This window comes from Fibrobacter sp. UWB12, from assembly GCF_900142485.1.
Taxonomy (GTDB): domain Bacteria; phylum Fibrobacterota; class Fibrobacteria; order Fibrobacterales; family Fibrobacteraceae; genus Fibrobacter.
The window spans coordinates 259,767-279,154 of sequence record NZ_FRAZ01000004.1; the positions used below are offsets into that span (position 1 = coordinate 259,767).

Genomic DNA, 19,388 nt, shown 5'->3' on the forward strand with positions numbered 1-19,388 from the left:
TAGATTTTTTTATTTAATCACTAATTTTCATCAACGGTTTTAATTTCGCTCCATTTGGCATTATTGCCGATGTTGCGGATGAGGCGGAAACCTTCGGCTCTGCCTCCAGTATAATTAGGTGCCGAATAACCATAGTTAATGATTTTCCAATATGGTTCATATGTTACTTCTAGCGTTGGTTCTAGCAAAGCTCTATTGTTCCCTCCTTTTAAACATGATGGACTCCCTCTTTGTACAGAAAATGGATTATCTTCTTCGAAAAGGACGTGTTCCCATACGAGCCCAAATATGTCATATAATCCATAGCCGTTTGGTTTTAATTGTCCCACAGGCTGTGTATATCCGTTCCCTATGCCGAAATTTGCGTACATCTGGGCTTGCTGTAAAGATGATGAATAGTTACCCCAAATAGCTCTTTTTTTCTTATCTCCGCCACGAGCAAACATCATCCATTCGTCATAATATGGGAGTCTGTACCCATCTGATGATTCATCAACAGATACCTGAATATAAACGTCATTTGGATTGTTGAAGTCAAGGTAACTAATGATGTATTTTTTTCTTGATATAATTGCTTGATTGTCTTTTGTTGTTTTGGAAAAAACATAATATGGCTTTAATCCTTCACGTTTGCTCCGCTCATTTGCGTATTTTATTGCTTGAAACAAGAAAATTGAACTTGCTGCAGTGTCATGGACTGGGCAATTTTCGTAGCGAACACTTGCTTTTTTTCTTAGAATCCATAGTTCAGCAAGATCTTTAAAAAAGCCACCCGGATAGGTTGGTTGAAGTGGAATACTATCCCACATTGTTTGAATGATTTCACAATTAGTTACTGGATATTTGTCGATTAAGTATGTTCCTGTGATTGAAACTAGCCTTTCAGGATCCTCATTGATGTGCTGAAACATCCTTATGTCTTGCTCTGTATAATTGTTAAAACCAAGTAAAACCTCTTCATTTTTTAAGTCCAGATACTTCATACCAACCGCTAGATTGATTTTACAGGCACTGTCTGAATCGTAAAATTTTACATTGATTGGATAGACGCCGATAAGCGTCGGAATTTGAATTTTTAGGCACGAATCGTTTAAGACTCCATTATCCAAAGAGGTTTCCCATGCGCGGACTTTTGAATCTAAGCAAATTTTGACGGATTCATTCTTTTCGACTTCAAGCCACATTTCAGAGCCTAAAGAATCTCGATTCAAATCAAATGTTCTTTGGAAATGCATTACATTGTCGATTCCATTAGCATCGTCAATTTGACACATTAAAGCGATACTTGCAATTGCAAATCCAACGCAAATGGCTACTAAAAGTCGTTTCTTTTTCATACAACCGAATATACAAAAATGATTACTCATTTATGAAATCAGGCTCGATTTCCTTAAAAATATTTTACATAAAAATTTCCGGACAAATCCCTAAAAAAAGCGTGTTAATGTAAAGGAGGGCGAACTCAGCAAACTTGCCTTCCAAGATTTACACATGATAAAGCAGGAGAACTATGTCAGAAAAACAAAACACGCTCGAATTTTCAATCACAACTTCTCGCGAATACTGGGAAGAAAAGACCTACGAAGAAATCAAAAAAGCGACCTATGTCAATCCTCTCTACGATCCGGGTTTTAAAGCTTTTCTTGGCGAAGAACAGGCGCTTAAGAGCTTTTTGAATGGAGCGCTTCATCTTAGCAAAGAACACCAAATTAAATCAGTGACCATAAAGAACATCGAAATCAATATTGTTTTCCCGACAACAAAGACCTTCCGGCTTGATATCCGCGCAACCACCGCTGATGGGCGCTGTGTCGATGTGGAGATGCAGAAAGCTAAGCCCGCGCACTTTATCGAACGAGTTCTTTTGCAACACAGCGCTTTTTTGCTCCAAAGCAAATATGAACAGGACAAGGATTTCCTAGACAATTTTCCGGAAAATCCTACTGATGCAGAACGTAAAGAACGAGATGATCGATTTTACAAGATTCCGCCTACAATTGCCATTTGGGTTTGCGACTTCCATGTGGAAAATCAGGTTGGATATCGCGGTTCTTGGACGGTCAAGAATGAAAGGGGCTTGCCAGTGACCGACAAAATTGAATATATTATGTATGATTTGACTCAGTTTTCGATACCGAAGGATAAAATTCGAACTGATGAAGAACGTTGGCTGTATCTGTTAAAAACTGCAGGAACCTCCGACAATCTTCCTGATTTCGATGACCGAGTAATCGCAAATGCAATCAAACGTCTTTTGGTTAAAACAGCTTCGGAAAAACTCCTCAGGGAACAGGCTAAGAATATGGTAATGACAGAAGAAGAACTCGACTATCTCGCATCGCTGAAAGTCCGTGCCCATGATGAAGGACTAGCTGAAGGCGAAGCGAACGAACGTGCTAAAAATGCCGCTCGCGACAAGAAAATTGCCGAGTATCTTCGTTCGTTAGGTGTTTCGGAAGACAGCGTTGCCAAGGCGCTTTCTATCAAATAACAGCTCAATCCACCCCTGAAGTGCATATAAAAAGAGGTCTGCAGGCCTCTTTTTGTTTTGCGCGGTCCCTCACGACAATCTGCACACGCGAGCAACTACCTAAAATCCGCCAAATTGCACGTTTTATCGCCATAAACGCAAAATATCATTTTCAAATAATGAAAAAAAACTAAATTTGGCTTCACTATGAATACTTCTATGAACGATTTATGGGTGGGTGTCGACGTAGGCTCCACCACTGTGAAAATTGCTGTAGTCGATCCCGAGACATCTAAGCTTTTACACTATACATATCAGCGTCATAACGCCATGCAGGCGAAAAAGGTCCACGAGGTCCTGCGCGAAGCCCATGCCCTTTTCCCGGGCAAGAACTTCAGGGTCACGTTCTGCGGTAGCGGCGGTCAGCCGTTCGCCGAGGCCACTCATGCCTTCTTTGTGCAAGAAGTAGTCGCAAACGCACTTGCGGTGCGTGCCACCTACCCCGATTCCAGGGTCGCCATCGAACTCGGCGGTCAGGATGCCAAGGTTGTGTTCTTCGAAAAGGACAAGACCACCGGTAAGCTCATCGCCTCCGACATGCGCATGAACGGCGTGTGCGCCGGCGGTACGGGTGCATTTATCGACCAGGTCGCGGAACTCCTCCGCATCAAGACAGAAGTATTCGAAAGCTACGCCAAGCGTGGCCAAAAAGTTTATGAAATCTCGGGCCGTTGTGGCGTGTTCGCCAAGACGGACATCCAGCCGATGCTCAACAACGGCATCGCCAAGGAAGATATCGCCCTTTCGAGTTTCCACGCCATCGCGAAGCAGACCATCGGTGGCCTCGCCCAGGGTATGGAAATCAAGCCGCCTGTCATTTTTGAAGGTGGCCCGCTCACGTTCAACCCGACTCTCGTGAAGGCTTTCAAGGAACGCTTGGGCATTTCCGACGAACAGGCGATTGTCCCGGAACATTCCGAAGTGCTCGTCGCCATGGGCGCCGCTCTCGCAAACGGCTCCATGTTCGCAAACCAGGAATGCATGTACCGCGAAGAGGGTTCACTCGACGCGCTCGTTCACTTTAACGAAATCCGCCAGGCCGAGAACAAGGCCAAGGCAGCCTCCGACCTCTTCTTCCAGAGCGAAGCTGAATACAAGCTGTTCCTCGAAGAACACAAGATGGCGGACAACCATTACCCGCAGCCGCCTTCCGGCACGACCATCAACGCCTACTTGGGCATTGACGCAGGTTCTACCACCACGAAGTTCGTGCTCATCGACGAAAACGAAAAGGTCATCGACGGATTCTACGCCAGTAACGACGGTGAACCGCTCGCCGTCTTGAAGCGCGCCATGGTGGACCTCGCCGACCGCTACGAAGAATACGGCGTGAAGCTCAACATCTTGGGCGTGGGTACAACCGGTTACGGCGAACAGCTATTTGCAAAGGCCGTCCACGCGGACTACCACACTGTGGAAACCGTCGCCCACGCAAACGCGGCCCAGCGCCTCTGCCCCGACGTCTCGTTCATCTTGGACATCGGCGGTCAGGACATGAAGGCAATCTCCGTGCAAGACGGAGTCGTCACGGGCATCATCCTCAACGAAGCCTGCTCCTCGGGTTGCGGTTCATTCATCGAAACGTACGCCCGCAGCCTCGGCATCCCGATGGAAAAGATTGCCGACATGGCATTCAACTCCAAGAGCCCGTCTCAGCTCGGCAGCCGCTGCACCGTGTTCATGAACAGTTCCATCATCACGGAACAGCGCGACGGCAAGCAGCCCGAAGACATCATCGCGGGCATCTGCCGCTCCATCATCAACAACGTTTTCACGAAGGTCATCCGTATCCGCAACCTCAACACGCTCGGTAAGAAGGTTGTGGTACAGGGCGGTACATTCAAGAACAACGCCGTTCTCCGTGCATTCGAACAGTACACGGGCCTCAAGGCCATCCGTCCGGAACGTCCGGGCGAAATGGGCGCTATCGGTATCGCACTTTTGACCAAGAAGTTCATGGAAGAAAAGCGTGCCGCCGACCCGAACGTGCAAAGTAAGTTTATCGGGCTTGAAGCCATGCGCACCTTTAGCTGGCACAACCAGCCAGGTCAGCTCTGCCAGTACTGCACCAACCACTGCTCCCGCACCATCGTGACCTTTAGCGATGGCCAGAGCTTTGTGACGGGCAACCGTTGCGAACGCGGCGAAGTCACCGCCGACCCGAACGATCCGGCAACGAAGAAGCTCATCGCCGAAATCAACAAGAAGATGCAGGCCGTGCCGGACATGATCAAGCGCACGAACCAGCTCCTAGTCAAGGACTACGCTCCGCAGATTCTCTTGCCGCAAAACGGAAAGACCATCGGTATCCCGCGCGTGCTCGAATTCTGGAACAGCCTCCCCTACTGGAAAGCATTCTTCACCGCCCTCGGTTACACCGTTGTCGTAAGCCGCCAGAGCGACTACAAGATGTTCGAAGCGGGCCTCCACAGCGTGCCCAGCGACACGGTCTGCTTCCCCGCCAAGCTCGTCCACGGTCACGTGCTCAGCCTCATCGAAAAGAAGGTCGACCGCATCTTCTTCCCGATGATGATTTCGCTCCCGAGTGACCACACCAAGTTTAACGCCACAACGGTCTGCCCGGTCGTGCAAGGCTACCCGAACATCTGCCAGAACACGGACGAACCCGAAAAGAATTACGGCATCCCGATGGACCAGCCGATTTTCCACTGGGCAAACACGAAGCTCCGCAGAAGCCAGACCATCGACTGGTTCCACGACAACTGGAACATCGACAAGAAGATTTTGGACAAGGCCGTCACGGAAGGCGAAAAGGCACTCAACAATTACCGCACCACGCTCCTCGAAGAAGGCCAGAAGATTCTCGACGACGTGAAGGCAAACGACAGCTTTGCCGTGGTCATTGCTGGACGCCCCTACCATGCCGACTTGCTCATCAATCACAACATTGCAAGCCACTTTACCGCAATGGGCATTCCGGTGCTCACCACCGAATCGCTCCCGGGCGTTTACGATCAGGACGTTCCGAGCCATACCCGCGTGGAAATCAAGAACACGTTCCACTTGCGCATGCTCGGTGCAACAATGATTGCTTCGAGAGACCCGCATGTTGAACTTGCCCAGATCGTGAGCTTCGGTTGCGGACATGACTCCGTGTTGACCGACGAAATGATGCGCATGATGCACCGCGATTCCAACAAGGAAATGCTCATGCTCAAACTCGACGAAGGCGACGCCCGCGGCCCGGTCGGCATCCGTATCAAGAGCTTTATCGAAACCGTGAAGGCCCGCCGTGCGGCGAACCTCCCGGAAAAGCCGATTTCGAACGAACCGCAGTTCCACACGCCGTACGTGGCAAGCGACAAGAACAAGCGTATCATCTTGACGCCGAACCTCTCGCCAGCATTTGCCATCCTCGCCAGTTCCTACATCCAGGGCAAGGGTTACCTCTCGGATTACCTCCCGGTTGCAGACAAACGCGCTATTGAACTCGGCAAGAAGTACGTGCACAACGACATCTGCTTCCCCTGCCAAATCAACATCGGCGAATGCCTCAAGTGGCTCGAAGAACACCCGAACGTTCCGCAAACAGAAGTTTCAATGTGCCTTGCCAAGAACTGCGAAAACTGCCGCGCTGTGCAGTACTCCGTGCTTGGCCGTAAAGCTCTTGACGAAGCGGGTTACAAGGACGTTTCCATCATCACGACCGGCATCGACTATAAAGGCATGCATCCGGGTTTCCAGCTCGGTCTTGACTTCCGCCTCCACACGCTTTGGGGCCTTGCATTCATGGACGCCATCGAAACGGCTTACCGTGCACTCCGCCCCTACGAAATCCACAAGGGTGATTCCAAGAAAATTTACAGCAAGTGGATGCCGGAACTGATGAAAACCGCCGCCACCCTCAAGAAGACGGAACTCGGCTCAGCGAAGCGCCTTGTCGAAATGCTCCGTCAGTGCATCGACGAATTCAACAAGGTCGAAATCACGGAAGCACGCCAGAAAGGCATCCGCAAGCCGCGCGTTGCCGTGCTCGGCGAAATCCTCATGAACTACCACCCGAGCGCAAACGGACATGTCGAAGACTACCTCATGGACAACGGCATGGAAGTTTACCTCCCGGGCATGATGGACTTCTTCCGCGTTGACGAAGTGGTACGCGCCGAAAAGATCAAGCGCGGATTCTCGGCCAACCCGATTGCAGACCGCCTCGAAGGTGGTGTCACCGCAAAGCTCTTTGCACACGCTGCAGAAACCGCCAAGAAGGTCATGCAATCGTTCAAGCTCTACGAACACCATGCAGACTGCTTCGAACTCGTGAACTACATCGACGGCATTATCGACCCGACGTACAACACGGGCGAAGGCTGGCTCATCCCGGCAGAAATCCTTTACAACTCGAAGCACGGCATCAACAGCTTCATCATTGTGCAGCCGTTCGCCTGCCTCGCGAACCACATCAGTGGCCGTGGCCTCACGAAGGCTGTGAAGGAACGTTGCCCGCACGTGCAAATTCTGAGCCTCGACTACGATCCGGATACCAGCTTTGCTAACATCGAGAACCGCTTGCAGATGCTCATCATCAACGCTCGCGAACTCGAACGAGCAAATAAGGTGAACGTTAGTCACTAGTCATTAATCGTCAGTTATTAAAAGAAGCTCGCCGCAGGGCGAGCTTCTTTACATATCATGAAATTTTCAAAAAAATTTAAGGAATTTACAGTTTTTTCCCGTCTTTCAATTCTTTGGAAGGCTTTTGAGCATTTTTGCCAGAGGTACTCTTGACATAATTTATACCTTTGGTTTTGTCTGCAGCCATAGATACTTGTAGCTTTACCAGTTCCATCATGATTGCTTCGAGTTTTGCCATGAGTTCTGTTGCAGTACACCCGAAAGCATCGGCTAGGTCACAGAAAGATTTAAGGGAAAAATTGCGTTTGCCTTTGGCGATAAGTCCAAGATGCTGGCGGCTAATACCACTATCTAAAGACAACCTCTTCTTGGTTAAAGAAGTCGCTCCCTGCATCTGTGCTAAAAGTTCTTTTTCAGCTTTTTGGATGACATCAATGTCATATCGCATTTTCCAATTTTATGAATATGTCTAAAAAATAGTGCAAACTATAGTTTCCATATTTTGCGATTTTTTTTTAAGGAATTTCAGCTTTTTAAAAGGCTATAAAACAAAAAAGGCGCCCCACAACGGGCGCCCAGAATTGCATAGACTAAAAGATTTAGCACAGCGAAGCTACAATCTTCCATCCTCAAGGAAGGACGGTCATCAACACAATTCGTTTCGGAACAAAACTCGGCTCAAAAGCCCTCGCTTCAATCCTAAAAAGAAATGTAATAAAAATTTAAGAAAGCGGCAAGATATTTAATAGTACAAATTGGAATGGTTTTAACGCCTATTCCAAGCCTAATTGCCTAAAACCGCTTTTTTTAGTAAATTTACGGCCATGAAATCAGTACCTATAACGCTCCTCACCGGTTACCTGGGAGCCGGCAAAACCACCCTCCTCAACTACGTTCTCAACAACCAGCAAGGTTATCACGTTGCCGTTATCGTAAACGACATTGGCGAAGTGAATATCGACCAGACCTTGATTGAAAAGGGCGGAAACATCACTAAGGAAGATTCGGGCAAGGTCGTCCCGCTTTCGAATGGCTGCATTTGCTGCTCTCTCAAGACCGACTTGATCGAACAAATTGCCGAGCTTTTGGAAATGGGCAAGTTCGACTACATACTCATCGAAGCGAGCGGCATTTGCGAACCGATTCCTATAGCACAAACGATTAGCTTTGCTGGAAGCCAGCTCCGTAGCAAAGACGGAAGACCCCTCCCCTGCCATTTGGACAACATCGTGGCAGTCGTGGACGTGCTCCGCCTCGCTGACGAATTTGCCGGTGGCGAAAAGCTTCTCGATGAAGACCTCGAAGAAGAAGATATTGCAAACTTGCTCATCCAGCAGATTGAATTCTGCAACACGATTATTTTGAACAAAGTCGATGCTCTGAGCAAGCACGACTTGGAACACGTGAAGGCCGTCGTGAAGGCATTGCAGCCGACCGCCAAGATGATTGAAACGAACTACGGCAAGGTCGAAATGAAGGATATTCTCGACACGAAGCAGTTCGACTTCAACAAGGTCGCCGAATCTAGCACGTGGGCAATCAAGCTCAACGAAGAAGGTCACGACAACGACGACGATGATGATGACGATCATGACGAACATGAACATCACCACCACGACCATGACGATGACCACGATGAGCACGAGCACCATCATCACGAACATCATCATGACCACGACGATGAAGACCATAGCCATTGCGACCATGAACACGGCGTTTGCCACTGCGGCCACCACCACGACAAGGATCATCCGCATGGTGACGAATACGGCATCAGCACGTTCGTTTACGAAGACCACCGTCCGCTGAATCGCGAAAAGTTCGAAGCGTTCCTCGACGACTATCCAACGAGCATCATCCGCACAAAGGGTCTCCTCTGGTTCAGTGACGAACGCAGCGAAAGCTACTTGTTCGAACAAGCTGGCAAGCAGGCCTCCGCCCAGAATTTTGGACGTTGGTTCGCCGCCGAAAGCGAAGCCGAACAGAAGCGTATCCTCGCCGAAAATCCGCAGCTCCAAAAAATCTGGGACGAAAAGTACGGCGACCGCATCATCCGTTTGGTGTTCATTGGCCAGCACATGGACAAGAAGAAGATCATCCAGGTCATGAACGACTGCTTGGACGACTAATTATTGGTCAATAGTCATTGGTCATTAGTTATTAGAATGTAAGACGAGAATCCCCGCGACCGAACGATCGCGGGGATTTTTTTCAAAAATTTTGAACTTACCCCTTGCCATGTGAAAAAATGATTGATATTTTTGTGTCATGATGAATTTCGTAACAAGTGCAACTATGAATCGTCGTTGGTGGCGCGGACTCTAACATAGAGCCCGGTATTTGTTACAAATCACCCAAGATTTTTAGGCAAAGGCTTCCGGACTCACGGAGGCCTTCCTTTTTACCGAAAATTGACGAAATCCTCCGGGACCTAAAGCTTTTGCGAAAGCAAACGAGTTTTAAAACTAGAGGATTAAAATGACTAAGATTACTCACATCACCGAACGCCCGGGTTACGCTCCGCGTACTGACAGCATTTACGTTGCACTCCCCGGTGAACGTTACACCCCGTTTTCACTCGCCAAGAAGCTCGGCGCAAAGGCCATCTTCGAATCGGCAAGTTTCGACCACGGTCGCAGCCGCTATTCGACCTTGATGGTGGACGAAGGTTTCCGCCTGCGCCAGAACGACAAGAACGTGAGCATTGTCGTGGATGACAAGGAAAGCGAATTTTTGGCTGAAGGTGATGGCGATATTCTCGACGCCTTGCTCAAGATTTCTGCCGAAAATACGGTGCCGCCTAACCAGATTCCTATTCCGTCTTCGGGCGTGGGCTACCTCGGCTACGAATTCTGCGCCCGCTGCGATACGATTCGCTTGGCCCCGCAGGTGGATGAGCTCAACATTCCCGAAGCTGAATTTTTGGTCGGCCACATTTACATTGTGTTTGACCACTTCACCGAAAAGCTTCACTTGTTCGCCCTGAACTACGAAGAACACCAGATTGACCTGAAAGCCGCTATTGAAAAGGTGAAGGCACGCCTTGCAGACCTTGACTTCAGCTACCTCGCTCCGGAAAAGCAGTACGGCAAGGGCATCACGATGACCGACCTCGAACAGTCCCGCAAGGAATACGTGGAAAAGGTCGCCGCTTTGCAGAAGCACATCGTGGCAGGCAACATTGTTCAGGCAGTGCCGTCCCGCCGCATCCAGTTCGCAAGCGATATCGAAGCCCTCGACATTTACCGCCGCCTCCGCACAGTGAACCCGTCTCCGTACATGTTCTTCTTGGATTACGGAACGCACCAGTTCATCGGCGCATCTCCGGAAAGCTTGATCCGCGTGCGTGAAGGCATCGCCACCATCCACCCGATTGCAGGTACCCGCCGCCGCGGTAAGGACGACGCAGAAGACGAAGCATTGATGAAGAATTTGAAGGGTGACCCGAAGGAACGCGCAGAACACTTGATGCTCGTAGACCTCGCCCGTAACGACCTTGGTCGCGTTTGCGATGCCGGTACGGTCGAAACGACCAAGTACATGGAATGCGAAAAGTTCAGCCACGTGATCCATTTGGTCTCTGACGTGCAAGGTAAAGTTTCCAAGAACAAGAAGGCAATTGAAGTGCTGCGTTCCAGCTTCCCGGCAGGTACGGTGAGCGGTGCTCCGAAAATCAGCGCCATAGAAATTCTTTCTGGTCTCGAAAAAATCAAGCGTCGCTTCTACGCTGGCGCCGTGGGTTACATTGAATCGGACGGTGACTTGGATTTCTGCATCGCCATCCGTTGCTGCCTCAAGCAGGGCAAGACCATCAGCCTGCAGGCCGGTGGTGGCATCGTGGCAGCATCGAACGCTGACCGCGAATTTGAAGAAACGAACGAAAAGCTCGGAGCAATCAGGGCTGTACTGGAGGGTGACAACTAGATTGCTTCGGCTTTCAGCCTCGCAATGACGTAACACCCCAAAACTTTAAAAAAGAGATTACAACCATGATTATCATTATCGACAACTACGATTCTTTTACTTACAACGTTTATCAGGCTTTGGCCAAGATTACCACCGAAGAAATCCGCGTGCTCCGTAGCCGCGAATGCACCATTGCAGACATTGAAAAGTTGAACCCGAGCCGCCTCATCGTGAGCCCGGGTCCGGGCCGCCCCGAAGATGCCGGCATTTCCGTCGAAGCCATCAAGTACTTCGCAGGCAAGCTCCCGATTTTGGGAGTGTGCCTCGGCCACCAGGCTATCGGCTACGCCTTTGGCGCAAAGATTGTTCAAGCCAAGTTCATCAAGCACGGCATCGCCGAAGAAATCGACCTCGACGGCAAGGGACTTTTCCGCACCATCGGCAAGAAGAACATCTTCACGCGTTACCACAGCTTGGTCATCGACGAATCTACGCTCCCGGGCGATTTCGAAGTGACCGCTCGCGCAACAGACGGCGACATCATGGGTATTCGCCACAAGACGCTCCCGATTGAAGGCGTACAGTTCCACCCGGAATCCATCGCTAGCGGCCGCGCCGACGAATTCTTCAAGGCTTTCCTCAACTACCGTCGCGAACCGCTCGATATCCGCGGAATCCTGAACACGCTTACTGCAGGCAAGGATTTGACTCGCGAAACCGCCGAAATGTTCATGGAAGACTTGACAGACGGTATCATGGACGAACGCCAGATGGCAGCTATCCTTACCGCACTATCCAGCAAGGGCCCCGTGACCGAAGAAATTGCAGGCTGCGCCAAGGTTTTGAGTAGCAAGAAGCGCAAGTTCCCGTACAGCGGCGACGAACTCACCGATATCGTGGGTACCGGTGGCGACGGCAAGGGAAGCTTCAACGTGAGCTCTCTCTCCGGCCTTATCGCAGCAAGCTGTGGCGCCAAGATTGCCAAGCACGGCAACCGCGCGGTTTCGAGCAAGTCCGGTGCCGCTGACTTCTATACCGCAGCCGGCTTCAAGCTCGACATGACTCCGAAAAAAGCAGCAAGCGTCATCGACAAGACGAACTTCGTGTTCCTCATGGCTCCGGTCTACCACAGCGCTATGCGTTTTGCTGGCCCGGTTCGTGGCGCACTCGGCGTGAAGACCATCATGAATTTGCTCGGACCTCTCACAAACCCGGCAGAAGCCAAGTACCTCATGCTCGGCGTTTATAGCAAGTCGATTTTGGAACCGTTCACCAAGGCCGCAAAGTCCCTCGGTGCCAAGCGCGTGATGGTCGCTATCTCTGATGACGGCTACGACGAAATTTCTCCATGCGTCCCGACGACCATTGCCGAAATCTTGGAAGACGGTCAGTATCGCGAATACCGCATTGACCCGAAGGAATTCGGCGTCCCGGCTGTGGACCCGGAAGACCTCGCCGGCGGTACGGGCGTAGACAACTTCAACCTCGCTCTCGATGTTTTGAACGGCAAGGGCCGCCCGGGCATCAAGTACGCTTGCGCCTTGAACGCAGGTGCTGCGCTCTACATCAGCAATAAGGCTGCTAGCATCAAGGAAGGCTTCGACAAGGCGATTAAGGCTATGGAAGACGGCTCCGTCTTGAAGAAGATCGAAGAAGTGAAGGTCGCAACCAACTCCTAACGTTATTCTGAGAACACTGCAGGGGGACGAAGAATCCAGACCTGGATCCTTCACCCTGACGGGTTTAGGATGACATAACGCAAAAACGCTCCGAGGATTCGGAGCGTTTTTAGTTTATTGATAGAACAAGTCCGGGGTGACATTGCAAAAATATTACTATCATTTTTTTTAAGAAGGAATTTCACTATGAATCAGCATTTTTTCAAGACGGTTTTTGCGGTGGCGCTAGTGGCGGGCTCAAGTTGTTTTTATGGTTGCTCTTCGGAGAAAACTCCCGAGGTCGAGAACAACACGCTTGTCAATGTGTCTTACGATCCGACGCGTGAGTTCTATTCCAATTACAACCATATTTTCATGAAGCATTGGAAAGAGGCGACCGGCAAAGATGTGAAGATTACGCAGTTCCATGGCGGTTCGGGCAAGCAGGCGCTTGAGGTGGTGAACGGGCTCGAAGCCGACGTGGTGACGCTCGCGCTGGAATACGACGTTAACATTGTTCGCAACGCGGGTCTCATTGAAGACGGCTGGGTCAAGGAATTTCCGCACAACAGCGCTCCTTACACTTCGACTATCGTGTTCCTCGTCCGCAAGGGCAATCCCAAGAAAATCATGGATTGGGGCGATCTCGCAAAAGACGGCGTCGGTATCATCACGCCGAACCCGAAGTCTTCGGGAGGTGCACGCTGGAACTATCTCGCGGCTTGGGCGTACGCAGAGAAGCAGTACAACGGCGATGAGGGACAAATTAAGGATTTCATGAAGAAGCTCTATCACAACGTTCTTGATCTCGCTTCGGGAGCTCGTAGTTCTACGAACACGTTCATTGAAGATCGCAAGGGCGATGTGTTGCTTTCTTGGGAAAACGAGGCATTCCTTTCGCTCAAGGATTACCCTAAGGAATACGAAATCGTAATGCCTAGCGTGAGTGTTTTGGCAGAGCCTTCTGTCGCGATTGTAGATAAAATTGTAGACAAGCGCAATACGCGCAAACTCGCAACGGAATACCTGAATTATCTCTACTCCGACGAAGCGCAGCGTGTTGCGGCAAAGCATCATTACCGCCCGACGAACAAAGCTATTCTTGACGAGTACAAGGAATTTGACCAAAATGTCAACCTAATTGCAATTGAACATTTTGGTGGTTGGGACAAGGCGCAAGCCAAGCACTTCGCCGATGGCGCCATTTTTGACCAGATTTACGAAAAGAAGTAACGGATTCTACCGTATTACGGTCTAAATGTTTTCAACGCTGCAATCGTGCGGGAAATCAAATCGTTCAGTTCCCAGCCCAACAAGTTTGCACCGCGTTCAATGACTTCGCGAGAGCAACCGGTGGCAAATTTCGGGGACTTATACTTTTTCAGCACCGATTTTAGTTCCAAATCTTGTACGCTTTTTGACGGGCGCATCAACACGACAGCGCCAATCAATCCCGTCAATTCGTCAACGGCATAAAGGACTTTTTCCATTTCGTGTTCGGGCTTCACGTCAACAGTTATAGACCAGCCGTGACTTGTCGTAGCGTGAATGATTTCTTCGGAAAGACCCGCTTCTTGCATGAGTTCACGTTCCTTGATGCAGTGCTGTTCGGGCCACTGTTCAAAATCAAGGTCGTGCAAAAGGCCGACAATTCCCCAGAATTCCTCGTCCTCGCCGTAACCGAGTTCGCGTGCAAAATAGCGCATGGTATTCTCGACGATTTCGCCATGTTCGAGGTGGAAGGGATCCGAATTGTACTTTTTGAGGAGTTTCAGGGCTCCTTCGCGTGTAATATTTGCTGATAATGCCATGTGCCAAAATATAACATTTTCCTATTTGCGATGGTCACGATTTTCTAATACAATTTTTTTATCAATGGCGATATGAATTAAGTATTGGACACTTGAAAAGTCGCGTTCTATATTTGCTGCACTTGAAAATGCGGAGGCGCTGTGAAGATAGAACGAATAAATACAGACTTATTGATTATTGGCGGTGGGACAGCAGGCTGTTACGCCGCAATTACAGCGAAAGAATCAAGCAACGCTGCTGACCTCAAAATTCTTATCGTCGAAAAAGCAAATATCAAACGCAGTGGCTGCCTTGCAGCTGGCGTAAACGCTTTAAACGCCTACATCACCGAAGGCCGTGAACCCAAAGATTATGTAGAATACGCAAAGAAAGACGCCGACGGAATCGTCCGCGAAGATTTACTTTATTCTATATCAGAAAGATTTAACGAAATCACAGCGCACTTGGAAAAACTCGGACTTGTCATCTTAAAGGATAAAGACGGGAAATACGTTACACGCGGAAATCGCAACATCAAAATTAATGGCGAAAACATCAAGCCGATTTTAGCCAATGCTGTCAAGAAGCTCCCCAATGTGACCGTTTTAAATCATGTCAACATCTTCGACTTTTCAGTTCACGACAATAAAATCGATGGCGCATACGGTTTTGGAATCGAGAACGATACATTTTACGCGATTGAAGCCAAAGCCGTCATTATCGCAACAGGCGGAGCAGCCGGGCTTTACCGCCCGAATAATCCAGGATTTTCAAGGCATAAAATGTGGTACCCGCCATTCAACACGGGAGCCGGATACGCCATGGGAATTCGCCACGGCGCCGAAATGACAACATTCGAAATGCGATTCATTGCACTCCGTTGCAAGGATACAATCGCACCGACTGGAACGCTCGCGCAAGGCGTGGGCGCCAAACAGGTCAATTCGCTCGGAGAAGTTTACGAAACGAAATACGGCATTTCTACTTCGGAACGCGTTTACGGAACCGTCGCCGAAAATCTGGAAGGTCGTGGGCCATGCTACTTGAAAACTGAAGGGATTTCGGCGGAACAAGAAGAATCGCTTTTGAAGGCGTACCTGAACATGGCTCCTTCGCAAACTATTCGTTGGCTTGAAAACGAAACGCCCTCCAAAGCAAATGTGGAAATCGAAGGTACGGAGCCTTACATTGTAGGCGGCCACACAGCAAGCGGTTACTGGGTCGACACCAAGCGCGCCACAACCATCGAAGGGCTTTACGCCGCAGGCGATGTGGCCGGAGGTTGCCCGCAAAAATATGTGACGGGCGCACTTGCCGAAGGCGAAATTGCAGCAAAGTCGGCTGTGGAATACATTAACGCAACGGTGGATTGCCACGCCCCCTTACAGGGGTCTCGCAATGACGTAGAAACCGAAGCAACCATCAAAGAAGCCGAAATCGCAAGCCACGTCGCAGAAATCGAAACATATCTATCACAGAAAAATTCGCTGTACACGACAGAGCAACTTGAAGAAGCCATGCAAATCGCCATGGACGAATATGCAGGCGGAATCACGACAGGCTACGGCTATACCGAAAAGCAGCTCAATATCGCCAAAGAAAAAATTGACGAAATCGAAAGCCTTACGGGCAAGCTTAGCGCCACCGATTTGCAAGAAGTCATGTATATCTACGAGCTGAAGGAACGCCTCACGATTTGCAAGAGCGTGATTGCGCACTTGGCCGCTCGTCACGAAACGCGCTGGCACTGCTTTGCCGAAAACACCGACTATCCCGAAAAAGACAACATTCACTGGCGAAAGTATGTGAATTCCCGCTTAGTCAACGGCGAAATCAAGACTTTCACACGCGAACTTACCGCAGAAGGGCAAAAGAATTATGAGCATCAACATTGATCCAAACATTTGCATCGGCTGCGGGAGATGTCACGACGTTTGTCCCGGCACGCTGATCAAGATTAACGAACAGAAAAAAGCCTATATCAAGTACCCCAAAGATTGCTGGGGTTGCACTTCGTGTATCAAGGAGTGCCCCGTTCACGCCATCCGATTCTTCCTCGGCGAAGACATTGGCGGCAAGGGCAGCAAAGTACATACCGAAAAAGTCAATGGGCTTATCCGCTGGATTGTGGAATTTCCCGACGGGAGCATAAAGCACATTGACATTGACCCAAAAGAATCCAACAAATACTAGGAGTTTCACAGTGAGCGAATTTTCACACCTCGACGAGCTGGAAGCCGAAGCCATCTACATCATCCGCGAAGTCGCTGCCGAATGCGAAAAGCCGGTGATGCTGTATTCGATTGGCAAGGACAGTTCCGTCATGCTACATTTGGCTCTCAAGGCATTCTACCCCGAGAAGCCGCCCTTCCCGTTCTTGCATGTGAACACCACATGGAAGTTCCGCGAAATGATTGAGTTCCGCGACAACATCGCGAAAAAGCTCGGCATCGAAATGCTGGAATACATCAACCAAGATGGTGTCAAGCAAGGCATCAACCCATTCGATCATGGTTCGGCTTACACCGACATCATGAAGACGCAAGCCTTGAAGCAAGCGCTGAACAAGTACGGCTTTACAGCTGCATTTGGCGGTGGACGCCGCGATGAAGAAAAATCCCGCGCCAAGGAACGCATATTCTCGTTCCGCAATTCGGCCCACGCTTGGGACCCCAAGAACCAACGCCCGGAAATGTGGAAACTCTACAACACAAAAATCAATAAAGGTGAAAGCATCCGCGTTTTCCCAATTTCGAACTGGACCGAAAAAGATATTTGGCAGTACATCAAGCGCGAAAACATTGATATCGTTCCGCTGTACTTTGCTGCCCCGCGCCCAGTCGTAGTACGCGATGGCAACATCATCATGGTCGATGACGAACGATTCCCATTGCGTGAAGGCGAAACACCCGAAATCAAGTCGGTGCGTTTCCGTACGCTCGGTTGCTATCCGCTCACGGGTGGCGTTGAATCAACAGCCACGACGCTTGACGAAATCATTGACGAAACATTAAGCGCCGTCTCTTCGGAAAGAACTTCACGTGTGATTGACAACGAAGCTGCCGGCAGCATGGAACGCCGCAAGAGGGAGGGCTATTTCTAATGAAAGGTTTATTGAAGTTTATTACTTGCGGTAGCGTTGACGACGGAAAATCAACCCTTATCGGTCACATTCTTTACGATTCCAAATTGCTTTACACCGACCAAGAAAAGGCCTTGGAATTGGACAGCAAAGTCGGCAGCCGCAGCGGTAAAATCGACTATTCACTTTTGCTCGACGGTCTTATGGCTGAACGCGAACAGGGCATTACCATCGATGTTGCATACCGCTATTTCACTACAGATCACCGCAGCTTTATCGTTGCCGACACTCCGGGGCATGAAGAATACACGCGCAACATGGCCGTGGGCGCATCTTTTGCCGACCTCGCAGTGATTCTCGTAGATGCATCGCAAGGCGTTCTCGTACAGACGCGTAGACACGCCCGCATTTGCAGGCTGATGGGTATTCGCCACTTTGTCTTTGCCGTGAACAAGATGGATCTTGTGGGCTACAGCGAAGATGTATTCAACAAAATCAAGGTACAAATCGCAGAACTTGCACAGACTCATTCCCTGAGCAACATACAAGTTATTCCGCTTTCGGCAACAGAAGGCGACAACGTTACCATCAAATCGAAAAACATTGCATGGTATCAAGGTCCTGCATTACTTGAATACCTTGAAAATGTCGATACATCAAGCTCTGCACTAGAAAAGGGATTTTACATGCCCGTGCAGCGCGTAAGCCGCCCCGACCGTACATTCCGCGGATTCCAAGGACAAATTGAATCTGGAACGATTCGCGTCGGAGACGTCATCAAATCCCTCCCGAGTTACGAGAAAGCATCCGTCAAAAGCATTCTCTACACAAACAGGAATGTCGAAGAAGCCCACGCTGGCGAACCGGTCACCATTACGCTAGACCGTGAAGTTGACGTATCGAGAGGTTGCGTGCTCGCTAGAGATGCAAGCATCGGTAGCTACAAGAAAATCAAGGCGTCACTTTTGTGGATGGATGACGAGCCGCTTTCGCTAGGCAAAGACTACCTCGTCAAAATCGGGACAAAGATTATTCCTGGAACACTCACGAAAATCGACTATGCCATTGACGTGAACACAGGCGCACACTTAGAAACTGAAAGCATTTCCAAAAACGGGATTGCCGTCTGCGAACTTGTTTTCGCCGAAGCCATTGTCGTTGATCTTTTTGAAAAGCACAAAACGCTTGGCGAGCTCATTCTCATTGACATCGTAACGCATGCAACAGCCGCTTGCGGCGTTGTTGAAGGGCTCTACGAAAAGCAACTTCAATCCAACGAAAAGGCAGCCTTTGTGCAAGGCGAGCGCCATGGTCGAGGAGAAATTTTTGAAGAATTTTTCTACGATACAGCAACGCTCTCTGTCATAAAACAGCAACCCGTAAAGCAACACTACACGGTTGGCGATGAAATTCCCACCACAGGCGAAAGCTACCACTACCCCGATGATTTTGATATCATCATTTTGCGAGACAGTATCGCCGTCAAGGTTCGTGGCAAGCGCATCGCGGAAATCACCACGGCAGAGGAATACCACTACGGAAACGTTCCCGTCATCAATGGACGCGGCTTTGAAATCAAGGTCCATTCCGATGAAGACGTGAAGCAGTTGCTCAACGAATACGAAAAAGCAGGTATCGCAGGTCGCGAAGAATTCTTCCGCAAGTGGGCTTCATTTAATACATATCGCAAAGTCGTATTGCATTAACATTTTTGCATATAGTACCTAACGCCATTCTTTGGTTACACTCCTCAGAATGGCGTTTCTTTTTCGCGCACGTAATTTACTTTATATTTATTTTAACAAACAAATTCTAATTAATTTACAAT

The 19,388-nt window shown here is 49.4% G+C and carries 13 protein-coding genes; 10 read left to right on the forward strand and 3 right to left on the reverse strand.

The features are described from left to right. Positions 1 to 20: 20 nt before the first annotated feature. On the reverse strand, positions 21 to 1,337 hold the full coding sequence (locus BUA34_RS07925) for a formylglycine-generating enzyme family protein (RefSeq protein ID WP_072828299.1): 1,317 nt from the start codon (positions 1,335 to 1,337) through the stop codon (positions 21 to 23). Positions 1,338 to 1,510: 173 nt separating this feature from the next. Between BUA34_RS07925 and BUA34_RS07930 the strand changes: the two genes are divergently transcribed. Together BUA34_RS07930 and BUA34_RS07935 are read left to right on the forward strand one after the other, a co-directional pair. Further along, a complete protein-coding gene (locus BUA34_RS07930; RefSeq protein ID WP_072828191.1) occupies positions 1,511 to 2,491 on the forward strand; it encodes a PD-(D/E)XK nuclease family transposase in 981 nt (326 codons plus the stop codon). A gap of 186 nt (positions 2,492 to 2,677) precedes the next feature. Beyond that, the gene (locus BUA34_RS07935; RefSeq protein WP_072828192.1) at positions 2,678 to 7,123 is read left to right on the forward strand and encodes an acyl-CoA dehydratase activase; all 4,446 of its coding nucleotides are present in this window, start codon (positions 2,678 to 2,680) and stop codon (positions 7,121 to 7,123) included. A gap of 85 nt (positions 7,124 to 7,208) precedes the next feature. Here BUA34_RS07935 and BUA34_RS07940 read toward each other — a convergent pair whose 3' ends face one another. Further along, on the reverse strand, positions 7,209 to 7,571 hold the full coding sequence (locus BUA34_RS07940; protein WP_072828193.1) for a helix-turn-helix domain-containing protein: 363 nt from the start codon (positions 7,569 to 7,571) through the stop codon (positions 7,209 to 7,211). A gap of 376 nt (positions 7,572 to 7,947) precedes the next feature. Between BUA34_RS07940 and BUA34_RS07945 the strand changes: the two genes are divergently transcribed. The 4 genes from BUA34_RS07945 to BUA34_RS07960 all read left to right on the forward strand — a co-directional run bounded on the left by BUA34_RS07945 (position 7,948) and on the right by BUA34_RS07960 (position 13,920). After that, positions 7,948 to 9,252: a CobW family GTP-binding protein gene (locus BUA34_RS07945; RefSeq protein ID WP_072828194.1), complete on the forward strand. Its 1,305-nt coding sequence runs from the start codon at positions 7,948 to 7,950 to the stop codon at positions 9,250 to 9,252. Positions 9,253 to 9,601: 349 nt separating this feature from the next. Continuing rightward, on the forward strand, positions 9,602 to 11,047 hold the full coding sequence (locus tag BUA34_RS07950; protein WP_072828195.1) for an anthranilate synthase component I family protein: 1,446 nt from the start codon (positions 9,602 to 9,604) through the stop codon (positions 11,045 to 11,047). A 65-nt stretch (positions 11,048 to 11,112) separates the two neighbouring features. After that, a complete protein-coding gene (locus BUA34_RS07955) occupies positions 11,113 to 12,708 on the forward strand; it encodes a bifunctional anthranilate synthase component II/anthranilate phosphoribosyltransferase (protein WP_072828196.1) in 1,596 nt (531 codons plus the stop codon). A 186-nt stretch (positions 12,709 to 12,894) separates the two neighbouring features. Next, a complete protein-coding gene (locus tag BUA34_RS07960) occupies positions 12,895 to 13,920 on the forward strand; it encodes a sulfate ABC transporter substrate-binding protein (RefSeq protein ID WP_072828197.1) in 1,026 nt (341 codons plus the stop codon). Between the two features lie 14 nt (positions 13,921 to 13,934). Here BUA34_RS07960 and BUA34_RS07965 read toward each other — a convergent pair whose 3' ends face one another. Beyond that, complete coding sequence (locus BUA34_RS07965; RefSeq protein WP_072828198.1) at positions 13,935 to 14,498, reverse strand: hydrolase; 564 nt, start codon at positions 14,496 to 14,498, stop codon at positions 13,935 to 13,937. A gap of 141 nt (positions 14,499 to 14,639) precedes the next feature. On the opposite strand from BUA34_RS07965, the gene BUA34_RS07970 reads away from it, so the two are divergent. The 4 genes from BUA34_RS07970 to BUA34_RS07985 are packed head-to-tail and all read left to right on the forward strand — an operon-like array spanning position 14,640 to position 19,266. Next, positions 14,640 to 16,373 carry an adenylyl-sulfate reductase subunit alpha gene (locus tag BUA34_RS07970; protein ID WP_072828199.1) on the forward strand — a complete coding sequence of 578 codons (1,734 nt, stop codon included), beginning with the start codon at positions 14,640 to 14,642 and terminating at the stop codon, positions 16,371 to 16,373. After that, positions 16,357 to 16,671 carry a 4Fe-4S dicluster domain-containing protein gene (locus BUA34_RS07975; protein WP_072828200.1) on the forward strand — a complete coding sequence of 105 codons (315 nt, stop codon included), beginning with the start codon at positions 16,357 to 16,359 and terminating at the stop codon, positions 16,669 to 16,671. The genes BUA34_RS07970 and BUA34_RS07975 overlap by 17 nt, the downstream gene beginning before the upstream one ends. 10 nt (positions 16,672 to 16,681) lie before the next feature. Further along, positions 16,682 to 17,581, forward strand: coding sequence for a sulfate adenylyltransferase subunit CysD (gene cysD / locus BUA34_RS07980; RefSeq protein WP_254794383.1), 900 nt, complete (start codon positions 16,682 to 16,684; stop codon positions 17,579 to 17,581). Continuing rightward, on the forward strand, positions 17,581 to 19,266 hold the full coding sequence (locus BUA34_RS07985) for a sulfate adenylyltransferase subunit 1 (protein ID WP_072828202.1): 1,686 nt from the start codon (positions 17,581 to 17,583) through the stop codon (positions 19,264 to 19,266). The genes cysD and BUA34_RS07985 overlap by 1 nt, the downstream gene beginning before the upstream one ends. Positions 19,267 to 19,388 lie beyond the last annotated feature (122 nt).